This is a genomic window from Pantoea sp. CTOTU46764 (assembly GCF_031974595.1).
GTDB lineage: Bacteria > Pseudomonadota > Gammaproteobacteria > Enterobacterales > Enterobacteriaceae > Pantoea > Pantoea trifolii.
In genome coordinates this window covers 1-17,760 of sequence record NZ_DALYOQ010000009.1, presented here as the reverse complement: position 1 = coordinate 17,760, position 17,760 = coordinate 1, and the positions used below count along the sequence as shown (strand labels likewise).

The window sequence follows — 17,760 nt, the reverse complement described above, 5'->3', positions numbered from 1 at the left end:
CAGCGGATAAACCTATTCATGTTAAAACTCAAATACATTGTGCCTTTGCTGATCGTCATCAGTGCTGTGGTTTGGTGGCTGATGCCGCACTACAGCGATGAGGATAAAGGTTATTACATCGCCATGTTCTGTACGCTGACTCACGATGGGCGCGGCAATGCTCCGCAAGATATGCAGCAGATTATTGAAGGCAGTAATTCCGATTACGCATTGCAGAAGGTGCATTTCCAGCAAGGCCTGGCAGAGCATCTGCAAACGGTTTGGCAGGATTTGTCGCCGCAACAGCAGCAGCAAGCGCGGCAGGAAAGTTTATCCTGCCGCCGGTTGATGTCTGAGAAATTGCTACCGGGCCAGCCGGTTCAGTGATCATTGCACTGGCAGCGTAAGCCTCTACAGCTTTGCTGCCATTTCAAGAAGCAACTCAACACCTCCCCGCTGCAATATCGCAAAACTTTTCGCGGCAGATCCTGACGTCAATTTTGCGAGATGCCCGCATCCGTCTGAACGTTACTTGTTGTACTAATTGATATTTTTCGCAATGCCGCGCAAAATATCAACACTTACATGGCGCAACAATCGCTCGCTGAGGAAGATGTCGGCTTATGCCTCACCTCAACTCAAGAGCTTCACGGATGACACTCGCGATGATGAATACACACAAAGCTTTTAAAGCACTGCAGCTGGCCGGCGTCAGCAATCAGCAAGCCGAAGCCATGGTCGAGATCTTTACCGAAATGCAGCAGGACAATGCGTTATCTCGTGCCGATTTGATGAAGGCCGGAGAAGGCATTACAGGGAGTATTAAAGAACTGGATGTTCGACTTACTGGTGCTATTAAAGATCTCGATTTTCGCTTAAGTGGCGCGATTAAGGACATTGACGAACTAAAAGCTGACGTCAAACAACTCAAAGCGGATGTTGCCGCGCTGAAAACCGATATGCGCTGGATAAAGCGTTTGTTAATGGTGATGACCACTACGATGGTGATTGCAGCCATCAAATACATTTTCTCTTAAATTCCTGATTCTGCGCTGCGAGTACAGTCGGCTGTACTTGCAGCGCGGCGCGATTCACATTCCCGCACACGCGTAGCCGCCAGACGCACTGTGCGCCACGTAATTTGAAGCTGCGCACACTTCTCAAGGGTTAAAACCACAACACTGCGCTCCAGATCATCAGACTGGAGTCCAGCATGTTGGAAATTACGCCTGTCCCTGCGCTGACGCGCGCCATTGCGATTCTCGACTTTATTGCCCAGCACGGACCGTGTAGTGCCGCCGAGATCATTGAAACGCTGGCGCTTCCCAAAAGCAGCGCCTATCTGCTGTTCGCTGAACTGAAAAAACAGCGTCTGATCACCATTGATCGCAACAACAACTACTGCTTGTGGACGCGGCTGGTGGAATTTGCCGGTCACGCGTTGCAGCACATGGATATCCGCGATATCGCGCGTCCACGTCTGACGCGCTTAATGCAGCACACCAATCTGTTGTGCCACCTCGGCATCCTCGATGGTGGTCATGCCTGCTACATCCTTAAGCTCGAATCTGCCGCCACCATCAGCGTGCGCTCGCACGAAGGGAAAAGCCTGTCGCTCTATCGCTCGGGCATTGGCAAGTGTCTGCTGGCCTGGCAGCAACCTGAAGAACAGGAACGCATCATCAGCGGCCTGCGCTTTGTGGCGGTGACGCCAACCTCGCTGCGCAACGCCGACGCGCTGCGCACTGAGCTGGCACGCATTCGCCGTCAGGGCTGGAGCTTTGATAACGGCGAAGATTATCCCGATGTGCGCTGCGTTGCCGCGCCGATTTTCAATGCCCGCCAGCAGTTAGTCGCTGCCATTTCTCTGGTGGGTACCCGACTCGAGATAGACGACGACAAACGCGATTACCTTGCTGGTCAGGTGATTGCCTGCGCCCGCGATATTTCCCGTCTGCTGGGCTGGCGTAGCCCGGCGGAAAAACACGCCTCGTAACCAGGAGAAGAGCATGTCCCTACCTAAAATTAAAACTGTCCGCGCCTACTTTGCCGGTGGCGCTACCGCTGATAAAGCGGCGGCTGGCGGCGATTATCACGATCAAGGTGCCAATCACTGGATTGACGACCACGTCGCCACGCCGATGAGCAAATACAAACAGTATGAACAGTCACGTCAATCCTTTGGCATCAATGTGTTAGGCACGCTGATTGTGGAAGTTGAAGCCGATAACGGTCAAACCGGTTTCGCCATTACTACCGGTGGCGAAATGGGCTGTTTCATCGTGGAAAAGCATCTCAATCGTTTCCTCGAAGGGCGCTGCGTCAGCGACATCAAACTGATTCACGACCAGATGATGAACGCCACCATGTACTACGCCGGATCGGGTGGGTTGGTGATGAACACCATTTCATGTGTCGATTTGGCGCTGTGGGATCTGTTTGGCAAAGTCACCGATCTGCCGGTCTACAAACTGCTGGGCGGCGCGGTGCGCGATGAACTGCAGTTCTATGCCACCGGCGCGCGTCCGGATCTGGCGCAGAAGATGGGCTTTATCGGCGGCAAAATGGCGGTGCAGTGGGGACCGCATGATGGCGATGAAGGCATCCGTAAAGAGGTGGCACGCATCGCTCACTATCGCGAAACCTGCGGCCCGGATTTCTGGCTGATGCTCGATTGCTGGATGAGTCAGGACGTCAATTTCGCCACCAAACTGGCGCACGCCTGCGCACCTTATAACGTCAAGTGGCTGGAAGAGTGTTTGCCGCCGCAACAGTTCGAAGGTTACGCACAGCTGAAACAGCAAGCGCCGCAGGGCATGTTAATCACCAGCGGCGAACATCACGGCACGCTGCAATCGTTCCGCACGCTGGCAGAAACCGGCATCGATATTCTGCAGCCGGATGTGGGTTGGTGCGGCGGCCTGACAACGCTGGTTGAGGTAGCGGCGCTTGCGAAATCACGCGGCCAGCTGGTGGTGCCGCATGGCTCTTCGGTTTACTCGCATCATGCTGTGATCACCTTCACCAACAGCCCTTTCAGTGAATTCCTGATGACCAGCCCGGATTGCAGCACGCTGCGTCCACAGTTTGATCCGCTACTGATCAACGAACCGGTGCCGGTTAACGGTCGTATGCACAAATCGGTACTGGATAAACCGGGCTTCGGCGTGGAACTGAATCGCGATGGACTGAAGCGTCCTTATCAACACTAATCGCAGCGGCTGCGGCGACGCGTCGCAGCCGTGCGTGAGGGTTTTACCATGGATAATCTGGTGTTAAGCGCGGTTAAAAAGAACCGCGCACGTCTTATTCCTTTCATGTTGATGCTCTACGTGCTGGCGTTTCTGGATCGCGCCAACATCGGTTTTGCCAAAGAGGCGTATCAACTGGATACCGGCCTGAGTAATGAAGCTTACGCGTTAGGTGCCGGAATCTTCTTTGTGGTGTACGCGCTACTTGGCGTACCGGCTAATTTGTTAATGAAGCGATTCGGTGCACGCAGCTGGATTGGCGGCACCACGCTGCTGTGGGGATTTCTTTCTGCGGCGATGGCATTTGCAGATACCGAAGCCAAATTCCTGCTGGTGCGCACCTTGCTCGGCGCTGCTGAGGCGGGTTTCTTTCCCGGCATGATTTATCTCACCTCGCTGTGGTTCCCGCAGCAGCAGCGCGCCAGCGTTATGGGGCTGTTTTATATGGGCGCGCCGCTGGCGTTGACGCTGGGTTCACCGCTTTCTGGCGCACTGCTGGAAATGCACGGCGTGCTGGGCCATCCCGGCTGGTTCTGGATGTTTATCATTGAAGGATTGCTGGCGGTAGCGGCCGGTGTTTTCACCTTCAGCTATATCGACGATACGCCGGCAACAGCGCGTTTTCTCAGCGCCGAGGAGAAACAGGCGCTGCAACGTCAGCTGGAGAGCGAAGAGCAGCAAAAGCCGACGTCACATCTGCGTGATGCGCTGCGCAATGGTCGCGTCTGGCAACTCGCCATCATCTACATGACCATCCAGATTGCGGTATATGGACTGATCTTCTTCCTGCCATCGCAAGTGGCGGCGCTGTTGGGCACCAAAGTCGGTTTCCTCGCCTCGCTGGTGGCGGCGATTCCGTGGGTTGCCGCGCTGTTTGGCACCTGGCTGATTCCACGCTACTCCGACCGCAGCGGCGAGCGTCGCCGGGTGGCGGCGTTTACGTTGCTGGCGGCGGCTGTCGGGATTGGCTTGTCCGGATTGGTTTCGCCGCTGTTGGCCATCATTGCGCTTAGCGTTGCGGCGGTGGGCTTTATTGCCGTGCAGCCGGTGTTCTGGACCATGCCGACGCAGCTGCTTTCTGGTACCGCGCTGGCGGCAGGCATCGGCTTCGTTAACTTGTTTGGCGCCGTTGGAGGTTTCCTCGCGCCGTTGATTCGCGTAAATGCCGAGATGCAATTTAACAGCAGCGCCGCCGGATTGCTGGCGCTGGCGCTGATTGCCGCCATCGGTTCACTCATTATCCTCAGCCTGAAAGTGGAGCGTCAGTTGCCGCACTCTCAGCAGGCAAGTCATTGAGTAAGGAGAAGCTATGCAGGACCCATTAAAAAATCCTTTCAAAGCCGGATTGGCCCAAGGTGAAACGCAGATAGGCTTGTGGCTGAGCAGCACCTCGTCGTATCTGGCCGAAATTGCTGCCACCAGCGGCTACGACTGGCTACTGATTGATGGCGAACACGCCCCGAATACCGTGCAGGATCTCTATCATCAATTGCAGGCGGTCGCGCCTTATCGCAGCCAGCCGGTGATTCGTCCGATTGAATTCCAGACCGCGCTGATTAAGCAGGTGCTGGATATCGGTGCGCGCACCTTGTTGGTCCCGATGATCGATAGCGCCGAGCAGGCAAAAGCGCTGGTGCAGGCGACGCGTTATCCGCCTTACGGTACGCGCGGCGTCGGCGCTGGCGTGGCGCGGGCGGCACGCTGGGGGCGCGTGGAAAATTATATGGCACGCGCCAATGAAGAGTTGTGCCTGTTGATCCAGGCCGAAAGCAAAACGGCGATTGATAATCTGGATGCGTTACTGGAAGTCGAAGGCGTTGACGGGATATTTATTGGCCCGGCAGATTTATCCGCATCATTAGGTTATCCCGATAATGCAGCGCATCCTGAAGTGCAGAAGGTGATTGAGCACAGTATTAAACGCATCCGCAGTGCAGGAAAAGCGGCCGGTTTTCTGGCGGTGAATCTTGAAATGGCAGAACGCGCCATCAGTTGGGGAGCAAACTTTGTTGCCGTTGGTGTGGATACCATGCTGTATACCGATGCGCTGGATAATCGGCTCGCGCATTTTAAAAAGCGTGTAATCGCGCCAAATAAATCGAATTACTAAATGAATAAACGGATGGTACGCCATCCGTTTTTCATTGGTGAAATAGAGCATGTAATTGAAATGAATAAGTCTGTTGATGTCAAAAGGCGTTAATAAAAGATCGGTTAGTTATCAACGCATCACACAACCGATTCGGGGTGGAAATCTATCGTTGCGCGCTAGCGGCGTAACAATATCTTTAGCACGTTCTGTGGCATCAAAACCCGCTTGACGACACAGCATGCAGGGATCGTTGCTTTCTCGCATTGCTTGTTTGGTTTCATCATCGAGCTGGCGCTTGCGGCAATACAGCGGTGTGCAGCCTAATACATGCTTAAACGACCGGGTAAAGGATTGCTGACTTTCGAAATGATATTTAACCGCCAGACTGATAATCGGCACGTTGCTGGCTTTTAAGTCATTGATACAGTGAACCAGTTTCTTTTTGCGGATGTAGCGTGCCAGCGTTTCATTGTGATAGCGGGCGAAGAGTTTCTGCAAATACCATTTAGAATAGCCGGACTTTAGTGCGATATCATCGATGCTTAAACGTTGATCCAGATTAGCCATAATCCATTCGGTTACCGAATCAATTACCCCTTCATTGTATTTTTGCTGTGTCATCATAGTCCTCCATTAACACGCACAGAGTGTAATTTAATTAATCTTTCCAATCTGCAATTAATGTAAAGTTTTCTGATTATTGAGCTATTTTGTTATTTGTCATCAAGACCGGTCTTGGTTTTAGTGAATTTACAGGTTTTCTTGTTGTGATGGTGTTGAATATTTACCGTAATAACGGGCGTTATTATTAACTCAAATTTTTCATCGCGTTGTGATGCTTAATAGTAAAAGGCGTATTTTTTTGGCGGCACACTTCATCAATACTTAACGCGAATTAACGTGCCAGACTGAAGGTTTTCACTCTTGAGGAATGGCGCTATGGATTTTCGTTTCAAGCCAAAACAGTCACTTGCCGTTATTCTGGCATCAATCGCGCTCTGCGTTAGCGCCCCGGCGCTCGCTGCCAATGTGTATGGCGAGCAGTTGGAGGGCTTCAACTATCCCTATCCTCTGCAGCACTTTAATTTCACCTCGCAGCAGCAAGCGCTGAGTATGGGCTATATGGATGTCAAACCTACGCAGCAGGCCAACGGCAAAACCGTGGTGCTGATGCACGGCAAGAACTTCTGTGGCGCAACCTGGGACGACACCATCAAAGCGCTGAGCCAGAAAGGTTATCGGGTGATTGCGCCGGATCAGATTGGCTTCTGCAGCTCAACCAAACCCGCTAACTATCAATACACTTTCCAGCAGCTGGCGCAGAACACCCATCAGCTGTTGCAGCAGCTGGGTATCGACAACGCCATTATTGTTGGGCATTCCACCGGCGGCATGCTGGCGACGCGCTATGCGCTGATGTACCCACAGCAAACGCAGAAGCTGGTGCTGGTCAATCCCATCGGTTTAGAAGACTGGAAAGCCAAAGGCGCGCCGTGGCGCTCGGTGGATCAGTGGTATCAACGTGAACTCAAGCTGGATGCGGCGGGTATCAAGAAGTATGAACAGCAGACTTATTACAGCGGCCAGTGGAAGCCGGAGTATGACAAATGGGTCGATATGCTGGCCGGACTGAACAGCGGACCGGGTCACAAGAAAGTGGCGTGGAACTCGGCGTTAATCTACGACATGATTTTCACACAGCCGGTTTATTACGAATTTAAAGATCTGCGCGTGCCAACCACCTTAATGGTCGGTACCGCCGATACCACGGCGATTGGCAGCGATATCGCGCCGCCGGACGTGAAAGCAAAACTCGGTCATTACAACGTGCTGGGCAAGCAGGTGGCGCAGCTGATTCCCGGCGCTCGCTTAATCGAATTCCCCGGCATGGGCCACGCGCCGCAAATGGAAGAGCCGCAGAAGTTTAATCAGACATTAATCGCCGATTTAGCTGGCAATTAACCGCAGGGTCGCCATTAATGGCGGCCAACATCAACTTAGCTTCTTTTTCCCATTTTTAGCGGCGTACATCCGTTCGTCGCTACCTTCCAGCAATTGTTCCAGCGATTGCGGATGGTCAGGATCGAACTCAACAATGCCCGATGAGAAGTGCAGGGCGTAACGCCGCTCCAGATTCTGGGTTTGCTGTTGCAGGAAACCATCAAAGCGCGCCAACACGCCTTCGGCATCGGCGAGCTGTAAGCCGTTAAACAGCACCACAAACTCATCGCCGCCCAAACGGGCAAAGATATCCGCGTGGCGGAAACTCACTTTCATGGCATCGGCAAAATCCATCAGCGCGCGGTCGCCTTCGCGATGGCCGAGCGTATCGTTAATGGCTTTAAAGCGATCGAGATCGAGGAACGTCAGGCTGGCGGGTAACTGCTTCACCTGGCACTCATTCAGCGCCAGCTGGCCGAGCGTCATAAAGCCACGGCGATTGGTGATTTGCGTCAATTCATCGGAGGTCGCGGTCTGGAAAGCCACCAGCTCCGTTTCCGCCATCGCAGCCAAATCGCGCAGGGTGTGGATATCGTCTGCATCGAACTGGCGCGCATGGTGATCGATAATGCACAGCGTGCCGACTTTAGCACCGGCAGGCGTACGCAACGGGCAACCGGCGTAGAAACGCACCGGATTATCGCTGTTATTTACCAGGGGATTATCGTGGAAGCGTTCATCTTCGAGGGCATTCTCCACCACCATCACATCATCCTGCAGCACGGCGTGGCCGCAGAAAGAGGTATTGCGCGGTGCGGTGGTAGCAGCGTAACCGGCCGCCGATTTGAACCACTGATGGTCCTCTTCCAGCAGGCTGACTAGCGCGACGGGCACGCCAAACAAACGACGGGCAAGGCGGGTTAATCGGTCGAAACGCTCTTCTGCCGGCGTGTGCAGAATGTTGAGCGCACGTAACTGGGCCAGACGATGTGACTCGTCCGCAGGCAGTGCAGGTGCTTTCATCGCGTGACTCTTATTAATTATGGAATGACTGAAACACTGGTGTTGGTGCCATAAAGGCTGAAAGCGCCTGGCAGCGGGATGCGATGTCCGATGCCAGGCGTAATGATAATCAGAGCACTTTTTGCTCGGCGAGATCAAGGGCAAAATAGCTGAAAATGAGATCGGCGCCGGCACGTTTAATCGCGCCCAGGCTTTCCAGAACCACATTACGTTCGTCGATGGCACCCGCCTGTGCGGCGAATTTGATCATCGCGTACTCGCCGCTCACCTGGTACGCCGCCAGCGGCAACGTGGTGCGTTCGCGAATATCGCGCAGGATATCGAGGTAGGCACCCGCTGGTTTCACCATCAGTGAATCTGCGCCTTCCGCTTCATCAAGCAGCGACTCGCGCAGCGCTTCACGGCGGTTCATTGGATTCATCTGATAAGTCTTACGATCGCCTTTCAGCGCGGTGCCTGCGGCTTCACGGAACGGGCCGTAGAAGGAGGAGGCGAACTTCGTCGAATACGACATGATGGCGGTATCGGTGAAGCCGGCGGCGTCGAGCGCCTGGCGGATGGCTTTCACCTGGCCATCCATCGCGGCAGAAGGGGCGATAAAGTCGGCACCGGCTTGTGCAGCCACCACGGCTTGCTTACCGAGGTTAATCAGCGTTTGGTCGTTATCAACGCCGTGATCGCACAGTACGCCGCAATGGCCGTGGCTGGTGTATTCGCAGAAACAGGTATCAGACATCACGATCATTTCTGGCACGGTATCTTTGCAGATACGCGACATACGGGCCACCAAACCGTTTTCGTTCCAGGCATCGCTGCCGGCGGCATCGGTGTGATGGGAAATGCCGAAGGTCATCACTGAACGGATACCCGCTTTGGCGATACGTTCGATCTCATACGCCAAACGTTTCTCGGGAATACGCATCACGCCCGGCATGGCATTTATCGGCACGTAATCGTCCACGCCTTCTTCAACGAAGATAGGCAGCGCCAGATCGTTGATGCTGAGGTTAGATTCCTGGAACATTTCGCGCATTGACGCGCTTTTACGCAGCCTTCTTGGGCGCTGGATCAGATTAAATTCAGACATGCTCTACAACTTATGCAGGTTAAAAAAGTGGCAATAGTTTACCCCTTTTCGGCACTGAGCATGAAGGATTGTGTGCGGAAACGAAAACTCCCGCCGGGCGGCGGGAGTGGGGAAGATTACTCGTTGATGTCCGGATGCTGCTGCACCAGGTTTTTACGTTTCGCCTCAAGCTTGGCGATCTCGTCATCAATATCTTCGATTTTCTGCTCGATGTTGTCGTGATGCTCCTGCAGGATTTCACGTGCTTCATCCATGTCCGACGCGGCTGGCGTGGCACCGCGCAGCGGCTTGTTGGCGGTCTCTTTCATGTAGATACCGGTAATCAAACCAATCACCGCGACAACCATCAGGTAGTAAGCCGGCATGTACAGATTGTTGGTGGCTTCCACTAAATAAGCGGCGAATGTCGGTGTTAAACCGGCAATCAGCACCGAAATATTGAAGGCACTTGCCAATGCGCTGTAGCGAATGTGGGTGGGGAACATCGCAGGTAGCGATGATGCCATTACACCGGTAAAGGCGTTTAAGATCACGGCCATCAGCAACAGACCGGCAAAAATCAGACCCAGCACGCCGCTGTTAATCAACATGAAGGCCGGAATCGCGAAGGCAAACAGTGCGATACTGCCGATGATGACAAACGGACGACGGCCAAAGCGGTCACTTAGCATGCCCATCACTGGCTGCACAAACAGCATACCCATCATGATGGCGATAATAATCAACACGCCGTGATCTTCCGAGTAGTGCAGATTATGCGACAGATAACTCGGCATGTAGGTCAGTAGCATGTAGTAGGTCACGTTGGTGGCAATCACCAGACCAATACAGGCCAACAGGCTTTTCCAGTGTTTGGTCGCGATCTCTTTAAACGACACTTTCGGGCCATCGCGCAGACCTTCACGGTCGCCCTGTTCCAGTTTATCAACGTGCTGCTGGAACGCCGGCGTTTCTTCCAGCGCATGACGCAGATACAAGCCAATAATGCCCAGCGGCAGCGCGATGAAGAACGGAATGCGCCAGCCCCACTCAAGGAACTTCTCTTCACCGATGATGGTGGAGATCAGGACTACAACGCCCGCACCCAGCACGAAGCCCGCAATCGAACCGAAGTCGAGCCAGCTGCCCATAAAGCCGCGCTTACGGTCAGGCGAATACTCGGCGACGAAGATCGATGCGCCAGTATATTCACCGCCGACCGAGAAGCCCTGCGCCATTTTTGCCAGCAGCAGCAGGATCGGTGCCCAGATGCCAATGGAGGCATAAGAGGGTATCAAGCCAATACAGAAGGTACTGATCGACATGATGACAATGGTGATAGAGAGAATTTTCTGGCGACCATATTTGTCGCCCAACATGCCGAAGAACAAACCACCGAGTGGACGAATCAGGAACGGAACTGAGAACGTACCCAGTGCAGCAATCATCTGTACACTTGGTGAAGCATCCGGGAAGAACACCTTACCCAGCGCATAAGCCACAAAGCCATAAACACCAAAATCAAACCATTCCATCGCGTTGCCCAGCGAGGCTGCGGTAATGGCTTTACGTAAACGGGAGTCATCGATAATCGTGACATCATCAATCCCGATAGGTTTTACACGCTTCCTACGTAGTTTCATGCAGATACCCTGTATTGGAATTCGAAAAATTCTCAACGCTGCGGACTCAATAAATGCCAACAGTCCGCGGCGTTGAGAAAATTAAAGCATAGCCGGGAAATAACGTTTTTCCCTAGCCTGCCGGGCAATTATTAGGGGGGTAATGATTGCCTACCGCGACAGAGTATACCGATTTAGTGTGATATTTGTCATGTTTCCCCCATTAACTGGCTATTTTTTAGCTAATGCTGTGGCGTAAACGCGCCTAAAAAAGGGATTAAATCACGTATCAATCAGTGGTAAACGTGCGCCCTTTGTTGAAACTACATATACTTGCGTAAGTTGTTTTTTTGGAAATCAGGTTACATATGGCGCGCTTTGTTTTATTTGCCAAAAGTCTCTGTTTTGATGCCGATCAACAGGTGTTTTATCCGCTCAATTCTCCTGCACAACGCGTGGCGCTAAGTCCACTGCAAAGTGCGGTGTTACGTCGCGTGTTAAATGCACAAGGAAAACTGGTACGCAATCAGGCGCTGCATGTCCTGTTTCAGCGCGAACCCTCAGATACTCCCTTTGCCGATCGGCTAACCTATTCAATTACCGAGATTAACCGTCTTGCGCAGCAGGCTCATGCGCCGGGCGCCGTCATTCATCAGGTGCCGCTGATTGGCTGTGTGCTGGCAGAACAGGTGGATGTGGAATCCTGCAGTGATGTTGCAGCGCCTGCGGCTGAAGTTGAAAAGCCGGTCACGCCGCAGCCTGAACCTGTTAAAAAAGCGGTCGCCGTGAAGAAAAAATCATGGCTGTTACGCGGAATAGTGTTGGCAGTATTACTGATCAATGCGGTGCTGGCGCTGGTGGCACGCCAGGAGTTTGCTCCAACCAAGCATGCAGGCACGCAATACAAATTTTATGGTCAGGAGGCGCAAACGCAGATCTTTATCGCTGAAGGCCTTTCCGCGAACTCTTTTATCGTTAGAGATGCTCTGCAACGTTTCAAAGAGTTAAAGCCTCATCTAGCGAATGGCGTGACGACGCCCTTACTCTATATTAATCAGAGCCGCACCCGGGTTCATACCAGCGCTTTTCTCTGCGCCAGACCGATCGCGCAAAAGGATAATGAGTGCATATCGTGGATGGTGTTTGTTCAGGAGCTTCCGGATGCGTAAACCATTGCTGAGTTTGGCTGTTATTGTTGCATTCATCCTTCCCTGGGCGTTGGTGCTATTGGTTCGTCCAGTTGAACCTGTGCCAGAATGGTGTGAAGTCCCATATCGCATTGATAATCAAGGAAAACCATCGGGTATGATTAATGCTGTTATGCATACTCGTTTTAAAGCGGATGGTAGTGGTTCATCAATGCTGATGGGAACGGTCATAGTGCAAGATCGCCAATATCGGCTGAACCGCGTTTCTGTCAGCAGCTGGCATCGTCAGGGGGATTTCATGTTGGTGAATACCCGTAAAGTGCAGGTAATGGCTGATGACACGGTGCCCGAGGCACTTGCAGTGCAGATACTTTTCACCTCTGCGCGAGAGTCACACAATGATTATTATCAGATGTATCAACTCCCGAACGGCGATCAAATAATCAATTATTCTGGCATGCCGCGGCTTTATTGCCATACCTGATTGCTGCGCAAATAAATAAGAAAAACTTATCATTAAGTGAGGCGGTGAGCACCGCTTGCCAGTTTGTAAGCATTCAGTAATACTCTGCCGCCGTGCTTTGGTGGAGTGTTCATGTCGAGGAAAAACACCCAGTCTTTTAAGAATCCCTGGCTGTCGATGATCGACAGTGTAGCAAGGAATCTTATCAATCTTGTGCCTGCGGCACCGCGTACGGCTGCCGTTTCCAGTACCTCGATTGAGTGGACTAACTGTGGCGAGCGAGCCGATGCGCAGCTGGCATTATTGGCGCAACAACCCGATGAACTACTGCAACGCCTGAAAAGCTGGCGTCAGGCCGGATTACTCTCCAGCCAGGCGATGGAGAGTTTTCGTCAGCTGCAACGGCTGACACAAACCAGCATCGCACGTAGCCAACCCATCACGCAGCTTGATGAATATCAGCAATTAGTGGGCCAGTTAACGCCGACGCTGGAGCGCATTAATCAACGTCTTAACGCCCAGCGCGATTTGCCGAATGGCGCGCTGGCGGAAGATAGCCTCGAAGTCGCGCTGCGTATTGCTGAAAAACGTCGCGCAGGCCGTTTAGAGTAACGAGCGCAGCGGCGCACCGGTCAACCATCCCTGAATATCTTCCACCGCCTGCGTAAAGTAGGTGCGGTAATTGCTGTCGGCAACATAGCCGAGATGCGGCGTCGCCAGCACATTCGGCAGCAGACGCAACGGATGATCCGCAGGAAGCGGCTCCTGTTCAAACACATCCAACCCCGCACCGGCTAGCTGGCCTGATTGCAGCGCAGCGATCATCGCCTGTTGATCAACAATCCCGGCTCGCGAGGTATTAATCAGTAGCGCGCCAGGCTTCATCTGCGCCAGCGCCGCCGCATCGACCAAATGGCGTGAGCGCTCGCTTAACACCAGATGAATCGACACCACATCGCTGCTGTTGAGCAGCGCTTCCAGCGAAGGCGAGCGCTCAACGCCACACTCGGCGGCGCGTTCAGCGGTTAAATTCTGGCTCCACGCACACACGCGCATGCCAAATGCCTGCGCCACTTTTGCCATCTCGCCGCCAATTTTACCCAGTCCGAGCAATCCCAGCGTTTTGCCCTGCAGACTCATGCCTAAGGTGTGCTGCCACGCGCCGTTGCTGCGCAGGGCCAGATTCTCAGGCACGATATGGCGCGCCAGCCCAAGCAGCAATCCCCACGTCAGTTCCAGCGGTGCCGCGCTGCTGCTGGCGGTGCCACACACCGCGATATAGCGTTCTGCGCAGGCATCTAAATCAATAGAGGCATTACGCATGCCGGAAGTGACCACCATTTTCAGATTAGGCAAACGGCCAATCAGCTCGGCGCTGAGCGGCGTGCGTTCACGCATCACCACCAGAATGTCGGCGTGAACGATGTGCTGAACCAGTTGATCCTGGTCGGCGACATGTTCAGTCAGGGAAGTGGTGTTAACCAGCGGGGCGAGAGACGCCCAATCGGCAAGCGACTGGGCGATGTTCTGGTAATCATCAAGAATGATGCAGTTCAGGCTCATGATGTTCCTCAGCGAGAAGTGGCTTGTGCCCTTGCTCGCTGAGCCAGGCACGCAGCCGGTCATTATCCAGCGGACGGGCATAATAGTAGCCCTGAATAAATATCACACCACGCTGCCGTAAGTACTCAAATTGCGTTGCGGTCTCTACGCCTTCGCCGAGTACATCCAGTTCCAGCTTGTGAGACAGATTAATAATCGCATCCAGTACCGGGGTTTCGACGTCGAGGCCTTCGATGGCGTTAATAAAGCCGCGATCGATTTTCAGATAATCCAGCGGGAAGGTGAGCAGATAGGTCAGCGAGCAGTGGCCGGTGCCGAAATCATCAATTGCGACTTTCATGCCCTGCGCGCGCAAATGACGCAGCTTACGCGCCACCATTTCACCATCTTCAATCAGGCTACGTTCGGTCAGCTCAAGCGTGATACACAGCTGTTTATCTTTGATGCGCTCAGCAAACAGCTCGATATCTGCCACGAAATCGGCATGTTGCAGATGTTCCGCCGCCAGATTCAGCCCGATGTGGAAACCGGGTTCGACCTGCCAGCTCTGAATATCTTCGGCCATCAGCTCCAGCAGATGCTGGGTCAGCGGCACAATCATGCCTTCGGCTTCAGCGGCGCTGATAAAGATATCCGGGCGAATCATGTCGCCGTTTGGCCGCTGCCAGCGCAGCAAGGCTTCGGCACCGGCGCAGGCTTGTAATGTATTGCTGTAAACCGGTTGATAGTGCACCGAGAACTGGCGAGCGCGGATGGCGCGGCCAATCTCATCGTGCCAGGAGATACGGCGACGCAGCCAGTTAGCGGTGAGAATCATCAGCAGAATCGAAAAAATCGCCGCCATCGGCAGGAAGATGAACAGTGCCTGACGCCAGGCTTTCAGCAACTCAGAAGCCGGAACCGTCACACTCACGGTGATGGGATAGCGGCTGGAGTCGGCCTGAAAAGATTCACTATTCATGTACAGCATAGGCCGCGTGTCAGTCGGTCCGCTGGCAATCACCGCGCCGCCGCTAAATTGCAGGCTCATGTGGTAGCCACGCGATCCGCCGATAGCGTTCATAAAGTCCATCAAATATTGGCCATCGATGACCGCCCAAAAACCGCTGGTATCGGGGAGCTCGCGCACAAACACCACGGCGGGACGATTCAGTACGCCGTAGGTGCCGCGCACCGAGATGCTCCACCAGGCTTTGCCGGTAATCGGCGGCGGCTGCAGCATCATTTCAGTTAATGTGCCGTGTTGCAGGCCAAAGGCGGACGAGCAGCTGATGTCGCCGCCTTTCAGCATACCAATGGATCGGAAATAGGGATTGAGCGTGCCGGCGCGCTGCAGCTGATCTTCGATTTTTGCGCAAGGTTGATAGTGATACTGACGTAGCTCAGTGATCATATCCCATGCGTTATCACTCATCTTTTCAGCCTGAGTGAGCAAGGTATTGGCGGTGGAAATCTGCTGTTGGTGGACGGTGTGGCGCGCTTCGATGGCGGTACAAAGGATGCCGAGCACCAAGGGTAACAACCCGGCGCAGACGATTAAGAGCCAGCCAAAATCGTGATGTCGTTTTTTCAGTGGCACCAGACAATCCTCGGTGGGTTTACGCCGCGCATAAGCTGCGGTTGCGGCGTCAGCAGCATACCATTTTCACAGGGCTGTGTAGGGTAGCGATTTAAGAATAAACCGGTCTGATACAGGTCAATGATCAATCTCACTTTGCGTTTACTGACAATGTTTTGCCGTTATTGGCATTTCCCAGCGGCAAAAACGCTATGCCACGATGTTAGGTAAGCACATTGACCTGAAATGAGGAGTGGAAATGAGCACTGAAACCCTGGATGTGACATCGTTACGGCAGCGCATCAGCGAAGGCGAATGGCAGGCGCGCACCAAGCTAGCACAGGCTTACCATCTGGCGGCGAAGCTGCGCTGGACCGACCATATTTACACCCATTTTTCCCTGCGCGTACCGGGCCATCAGCCGCATTTCCTTATCAACGCTTTCGGTCAAACCTTCGATGAAATTCAGGCGGAAACGCTGGTGAAAATCGACATCGACGGCAATATTATTGACGACCCAACCGGGCTGGGAATTAACCTCGCTGGTTTTGTTATTCACAGTGCGATTCACCGCGCACGTCCCGATGCGCACGCCGTGTTGCACACTCATACCGCCGCAGGCATTGGCGTCTCGGCGCAGCGAAACGGCCTGCTGATGATTTCGCAACACAGCACCCGTTTCCATAATCGCCTCGGTTATCACGATTACGAAGGTATCGCGCTGGATCTCGACGAGCAGCAGCGTATCGTTGCCGATCTTGGCGATCTCAACGCGCTGATTCTGCGCAATCACGGTCTGTTAACCAGCGGCGGCAGCATCGAAGAAGCCTTCTACAACCTCTATTACCTCGAGCGCGCCTGCCAGGCCCAGCTGGCGGCACAATCGGGCGGCGCGGATCTGATCATCCTGCCAGATGCCGTTGCCGAGAAAGCCGCGCAGGCGTTTGATAACAGCATTCGCCAGCGCAAATATCAGCTGCACTGGGATGCTTACATCCGTCAGCTCAACCGCAACGCACTTTGAGAATCTCCCAATGAAATGGCTGAAACCGGTAGTTTCTGCGCTGCTGCTGTGCGCGGCGTTTGGCAGTCAGGCGGCGCCTGATTTGAGTAAAGTTACGCTGGTGCTGGGCGATCAGGCGCGCAATCTGCGTTCGCTGATCGAAGCGGCAGATGTAATGAAAGACGCGCCTTATCAATATCGCTGGGCGAATTTCCAGGGAGCGGCACCGCTGTTTGAAGCGCAGCGTGCCGGTGCGGTGGACACCTCGTACGCGGGTGATTTGCCGGTACTGATGGCGGCGTCGGGTGGCGTACCGCTGAAGATTATCGCTACCAATGTGGGAGATGCCGGCTCGAATGGGCTGATTGTGCCCGCTGACTCGCCGATCCAAAGCGTGAAGGATCTGGCCGGCAAGCAGGTCGTCGTCTCGTCGGCGCGCGGCAGTATTTCGCAGCACTTGCTGTATGAGGCGCTGGAAGAGGCGAAAGTGCCGCGTGATACGGTGCCGGTGCGTTTTGTGTTGCCAACCGACGCCAGCGCCGCATTCAACTCCGGGCAGATTGCCGCGTGGGCGACCTTCGATCCCTATTTAGGCATTGCGGAAAAGCATGGCGCGCGTCTGCTGCGTGACGGCAAAGGGTTGACGACCGCGCTGTCGTTTGTCACCGCCACGCAAAGCGCGCTCGACGATCCCGCCAAGCGCGCGGCGATTGCGGATTTCACTCATCGTTTGGCCAAAGCGCGTGAATGGGCGCTGGCGCATCCGCAGCAGTATAACGAGGTTTATGCGCAGTTAACGCGCCTGCAACCGGCGGACGCGCAGCAGATTACTGCGCGTATTTCCCACGGCGTGCGTGGCGTGACGCCAGATGATGTGGCGAAGGTGCAGAAGGTGTCGGACTTGTTCAGCGAGCTGAATATCCTGCCAAACAAAGTCGATGTGCAGGCAATTACCGATAACAGCGTGTTTCAATAAGCGGCGTAGGGTCGCCATTTATGGCGTAATGCCGATCAGTTAAGCCCGAAATGATCGGTTGAACGATCCTCCAGT

The 17,760-nt window shown here is 53.9% G+C and carries 18 protein-coding genes; 12 read left to right on the top strand and 6 right to left on the bottom strand.

Annotation, left to right across the window (positions count from 1 at the left end; all coding sequences use genetic code 11):
* Positions 1–18: 18 nt before the first annotated feature.
* The 6 genes from RTM06_RS05305 (at position 19) to yfaU (ending at position 5,340) form a co-directional block, all read left to right on the top strand.
* Positions 19–366, top strand: coding sequence for a hypothetical protein (locus RTM06_RS05305; protein WP_256697724.1), 348 nt, complete (start codon positions 19–21; stop codon positions 364–366).
* A 266-nt stretch (positions 367–632) separates the two neighbouring features.
* Positions 633–1,016, top strand: a complete 384-nt coding sequence (locus RTM06_RS05300; RefSeq protein WP_312180465.1) for a DUF1640 domain-containing protein — start codon at positions 633–635, stop codon at positions 1,014–1,016.
* A 176-nt stretch (positions 1,017–1,192) separates the two neighbouring features.
* Positions 1,193–1,975 carry an IclR family transcriptional regulator gene (locus tag RTM06_RS05295; RefSeq protein ID WP_256697720.1) on the top strand — a complete coding sequence of 261 codons (783 nt, stop codon included), beginning with the start codon at positions 1,193–1,195 and terminating at the stop codon, positions 1,973–1,975.
* 13 nt (positions 1,976–1,988) lie between these two features.
* A complete protein-coding gene (rhmD, locus tag RTM06_RS05290; protein ID WP_008108157.1) occupies positions 1,989–3,191 on the top strand; it encodes an L-rhamnonate dehydratase in 1,203 nt (400 codons plus the stop codon).
* A gap of 48 nt (positions 3,192–3,239) precedes the next feature.
* On the top strand, positions 3,240–4,526 hold the full coding sequence (locus RTM06_RS05285; protein WP_293792219.1) for an MFS transporter: 1,287 nt from the start codon (positions 3,240–3,242) through the stop codon (positions 4,524–4,526).
* A 13-nt stretch (positions 4,527–4,539) separates the two neighbouring features.
* Positions 4,540–5,340, top strand: coding sequence for a 2-keto-3-deoxy-L-rhamnonate aldolase (gene yfaU / locus RTM06_RS05280; protein ID WP_256697718.1), 801 nt, complete (start codon positions 4,540–4,542; stop codon positions 5,338–5,340).
* A gap of 111 nt (positions 5,341–5,451) precedes the next feature.
* On the opposite strand, the gene RTM06_RS05275 is transcribed toward yfaU, so the two are convergent.
* A complete protein-coding gene (locus RTM06_RS05275) occupies positions 5,452–5,943 on the bottom strand; it encodes a helix-turn-helix domain-containing protein (RefSeq protein WP_265302757.1) in 492 nt (163 codons plus the stop codon).
* A 318-nt stretch (positions 5,944–6,261) separates the two neighbouring features.
* Between RTM06_RS05275 and RTM06_RS05270 the strand changes: the two genes are divergently transcribed.
* Complete coding sequence (locus tag RTM06_RS05270; protein WP_312180457.1) at positions 6,262–7,284, top strand: alpha/beta hydrolase; 1,023 nt, start codon at positions 6,262–6,264, stop codon at positions 7,282–7,284.
* Positions 7,285–7,314: 30 nt separating this feature from the next.
* On the opposite strand, the gene RTM06_RS05265 is transcribed toward RTM06_RS05270, so the two are convergent.
* The 3 genes from RTM06_RS05265 to proP form a co-directional block, all read right to left on the bottom strand.
* Entirely contained in the window at positions 7,315–8,286 is a 972-nt protein-coding gene (locus RTM06_RS05265; protein ID WP_312180456.1) for a sensor domain-containing diguanylate cyclase, read from the bottom strand.
* Positions 8,287–8,395: 109 nt separating this feature from the next.
* On the bottom strand, positions 8,396–9,373 hold the full coding sequence (hemB, locus tag RTM06_RS05260) for a porphobilinogen synthase (RefSeq protein ID WP_312180454.1): 978 nt from the start codon (positions 9,371–9,373) through the stop codon (positions 8,396–8,398).
* 116 nt (positions 9,374–9,489) lie between these two features.
* Complete coding sequence (gene proP / locus RTM06_RS05255; protein WP_256697714.1) at positions 9,490–10,995, bottom strand: glycine betaine/L-proline transporter ProP; 1,506 nt, start codon at positions 10,993–10,995, stop codon at positions 9,490–9,492.
* Between the two features lie 473 nt (positions 10,996–11,468).
* On the opposite strand from proP, the gene RTM06_RS05250 reads away from it, so the two are divergent.
* The 3 genes from RTM06_RS05250 (at position 11,469) to RTM06_RS05240 (ending at position 13,197) form a co-directional block, all read left to right on the top strand.
* On the top strand, positions 11,469–12,143 hold the full coding sequence (locus RTM06_RS05250) for a hypothetical protein (RefSeq protein ID WP_312180451.1): 675 nt from the start codon (positions 11,469–11,471) through the stop codon (positions 12,141–12,143).
* On the top strand, positions 12,136–12,606 hold the full coding sequence (locus RTM06_RS05245) for a hypothetical protein (protein WP_312180449.1): 471 nt from the start codon (positions 12,136–12,138) through the stop codon (positions 12,604–12,606). Before RTM06_RS05250 ends, RTM06_RS05245 begins: the two co-directional genes overlap by 8 nt.
* Positions 12,607–12,717: 111 nt before the next feature.
* Positions 12,718–13,197 carry a hypothetical protein gene (locus tag RTM06_RS05240; protein WP_312180447.1) on the top strand — a complete coding sequence of 160 codons (480 nt, stop codon included), beginning with the start codon at positions 12,718–12,720 and terminating at the stop codon, positions 13,195–13,197.
* On the opposite strand, the gene RTM06_RS05235 is transcribed toward RTM06_RS05240, so the two are convergent.
* The gene (locus tag RTM06_RS05235) at positions 13,189–14,148 is read right to left on the bottom strand and encodes a D-2-hydroxyacid dehydrogenase family protein (RefSeq protein ID WP_312180445.1); all 960 of its coding nucleotides are present in this window, start codon (positions 14,146–14,148) and stop codon (positions 13,189–13,191) included. The two genes, RTM06_RS05240 and RTM06_RS05235, sit on opposite strands and share 9 nt — an antisense overlap.
* On the bottom strand, positions 14,123–15,727 hold the full coding sequence (locus RTM06_RS05230; RefSeq protein ID WP_312180443.1) for an EAL domain-containing protein: 1,605 nt from the start codon (positions 15,725–15,727) through the stop codon (positions 14,123–14,125). Before RTM06_RS05230 ends, RTM06_RS05235 begins: the two co-directional genes overlap by 26 nt.
* Before the next feature lie 238 nt (positions 15,728–15,965).
* Between RTM06_RS05230 and RTM06_RS05225 the strand changes: the two genes are divergently transcribed.
* Complete coding sequence (locus RTM06_RS05225; protein ID WP_256697707.1) at positions 15,966–16,730, top strand: class II aldolase/adducin family protein; 765 nt, start codon at positions 15,966–15,968, stop codon at positions 16,728–16,730.
* A 10-nt stretch (positions 16,731–16,740) separates the two neighbouring features.
* Positions 16,741–17,685, top strand: a complete 945-nt coding sequence (locus RTM06_RS05220; protein ID WP_312180441.1) for an ABC transporter substrate-binding protein — start codon at positions 16,741–16,743, stop codon at positions 17,683–17,685.
* Positions 17,686–17,760 lie beyond the last annotated feature (75 nt).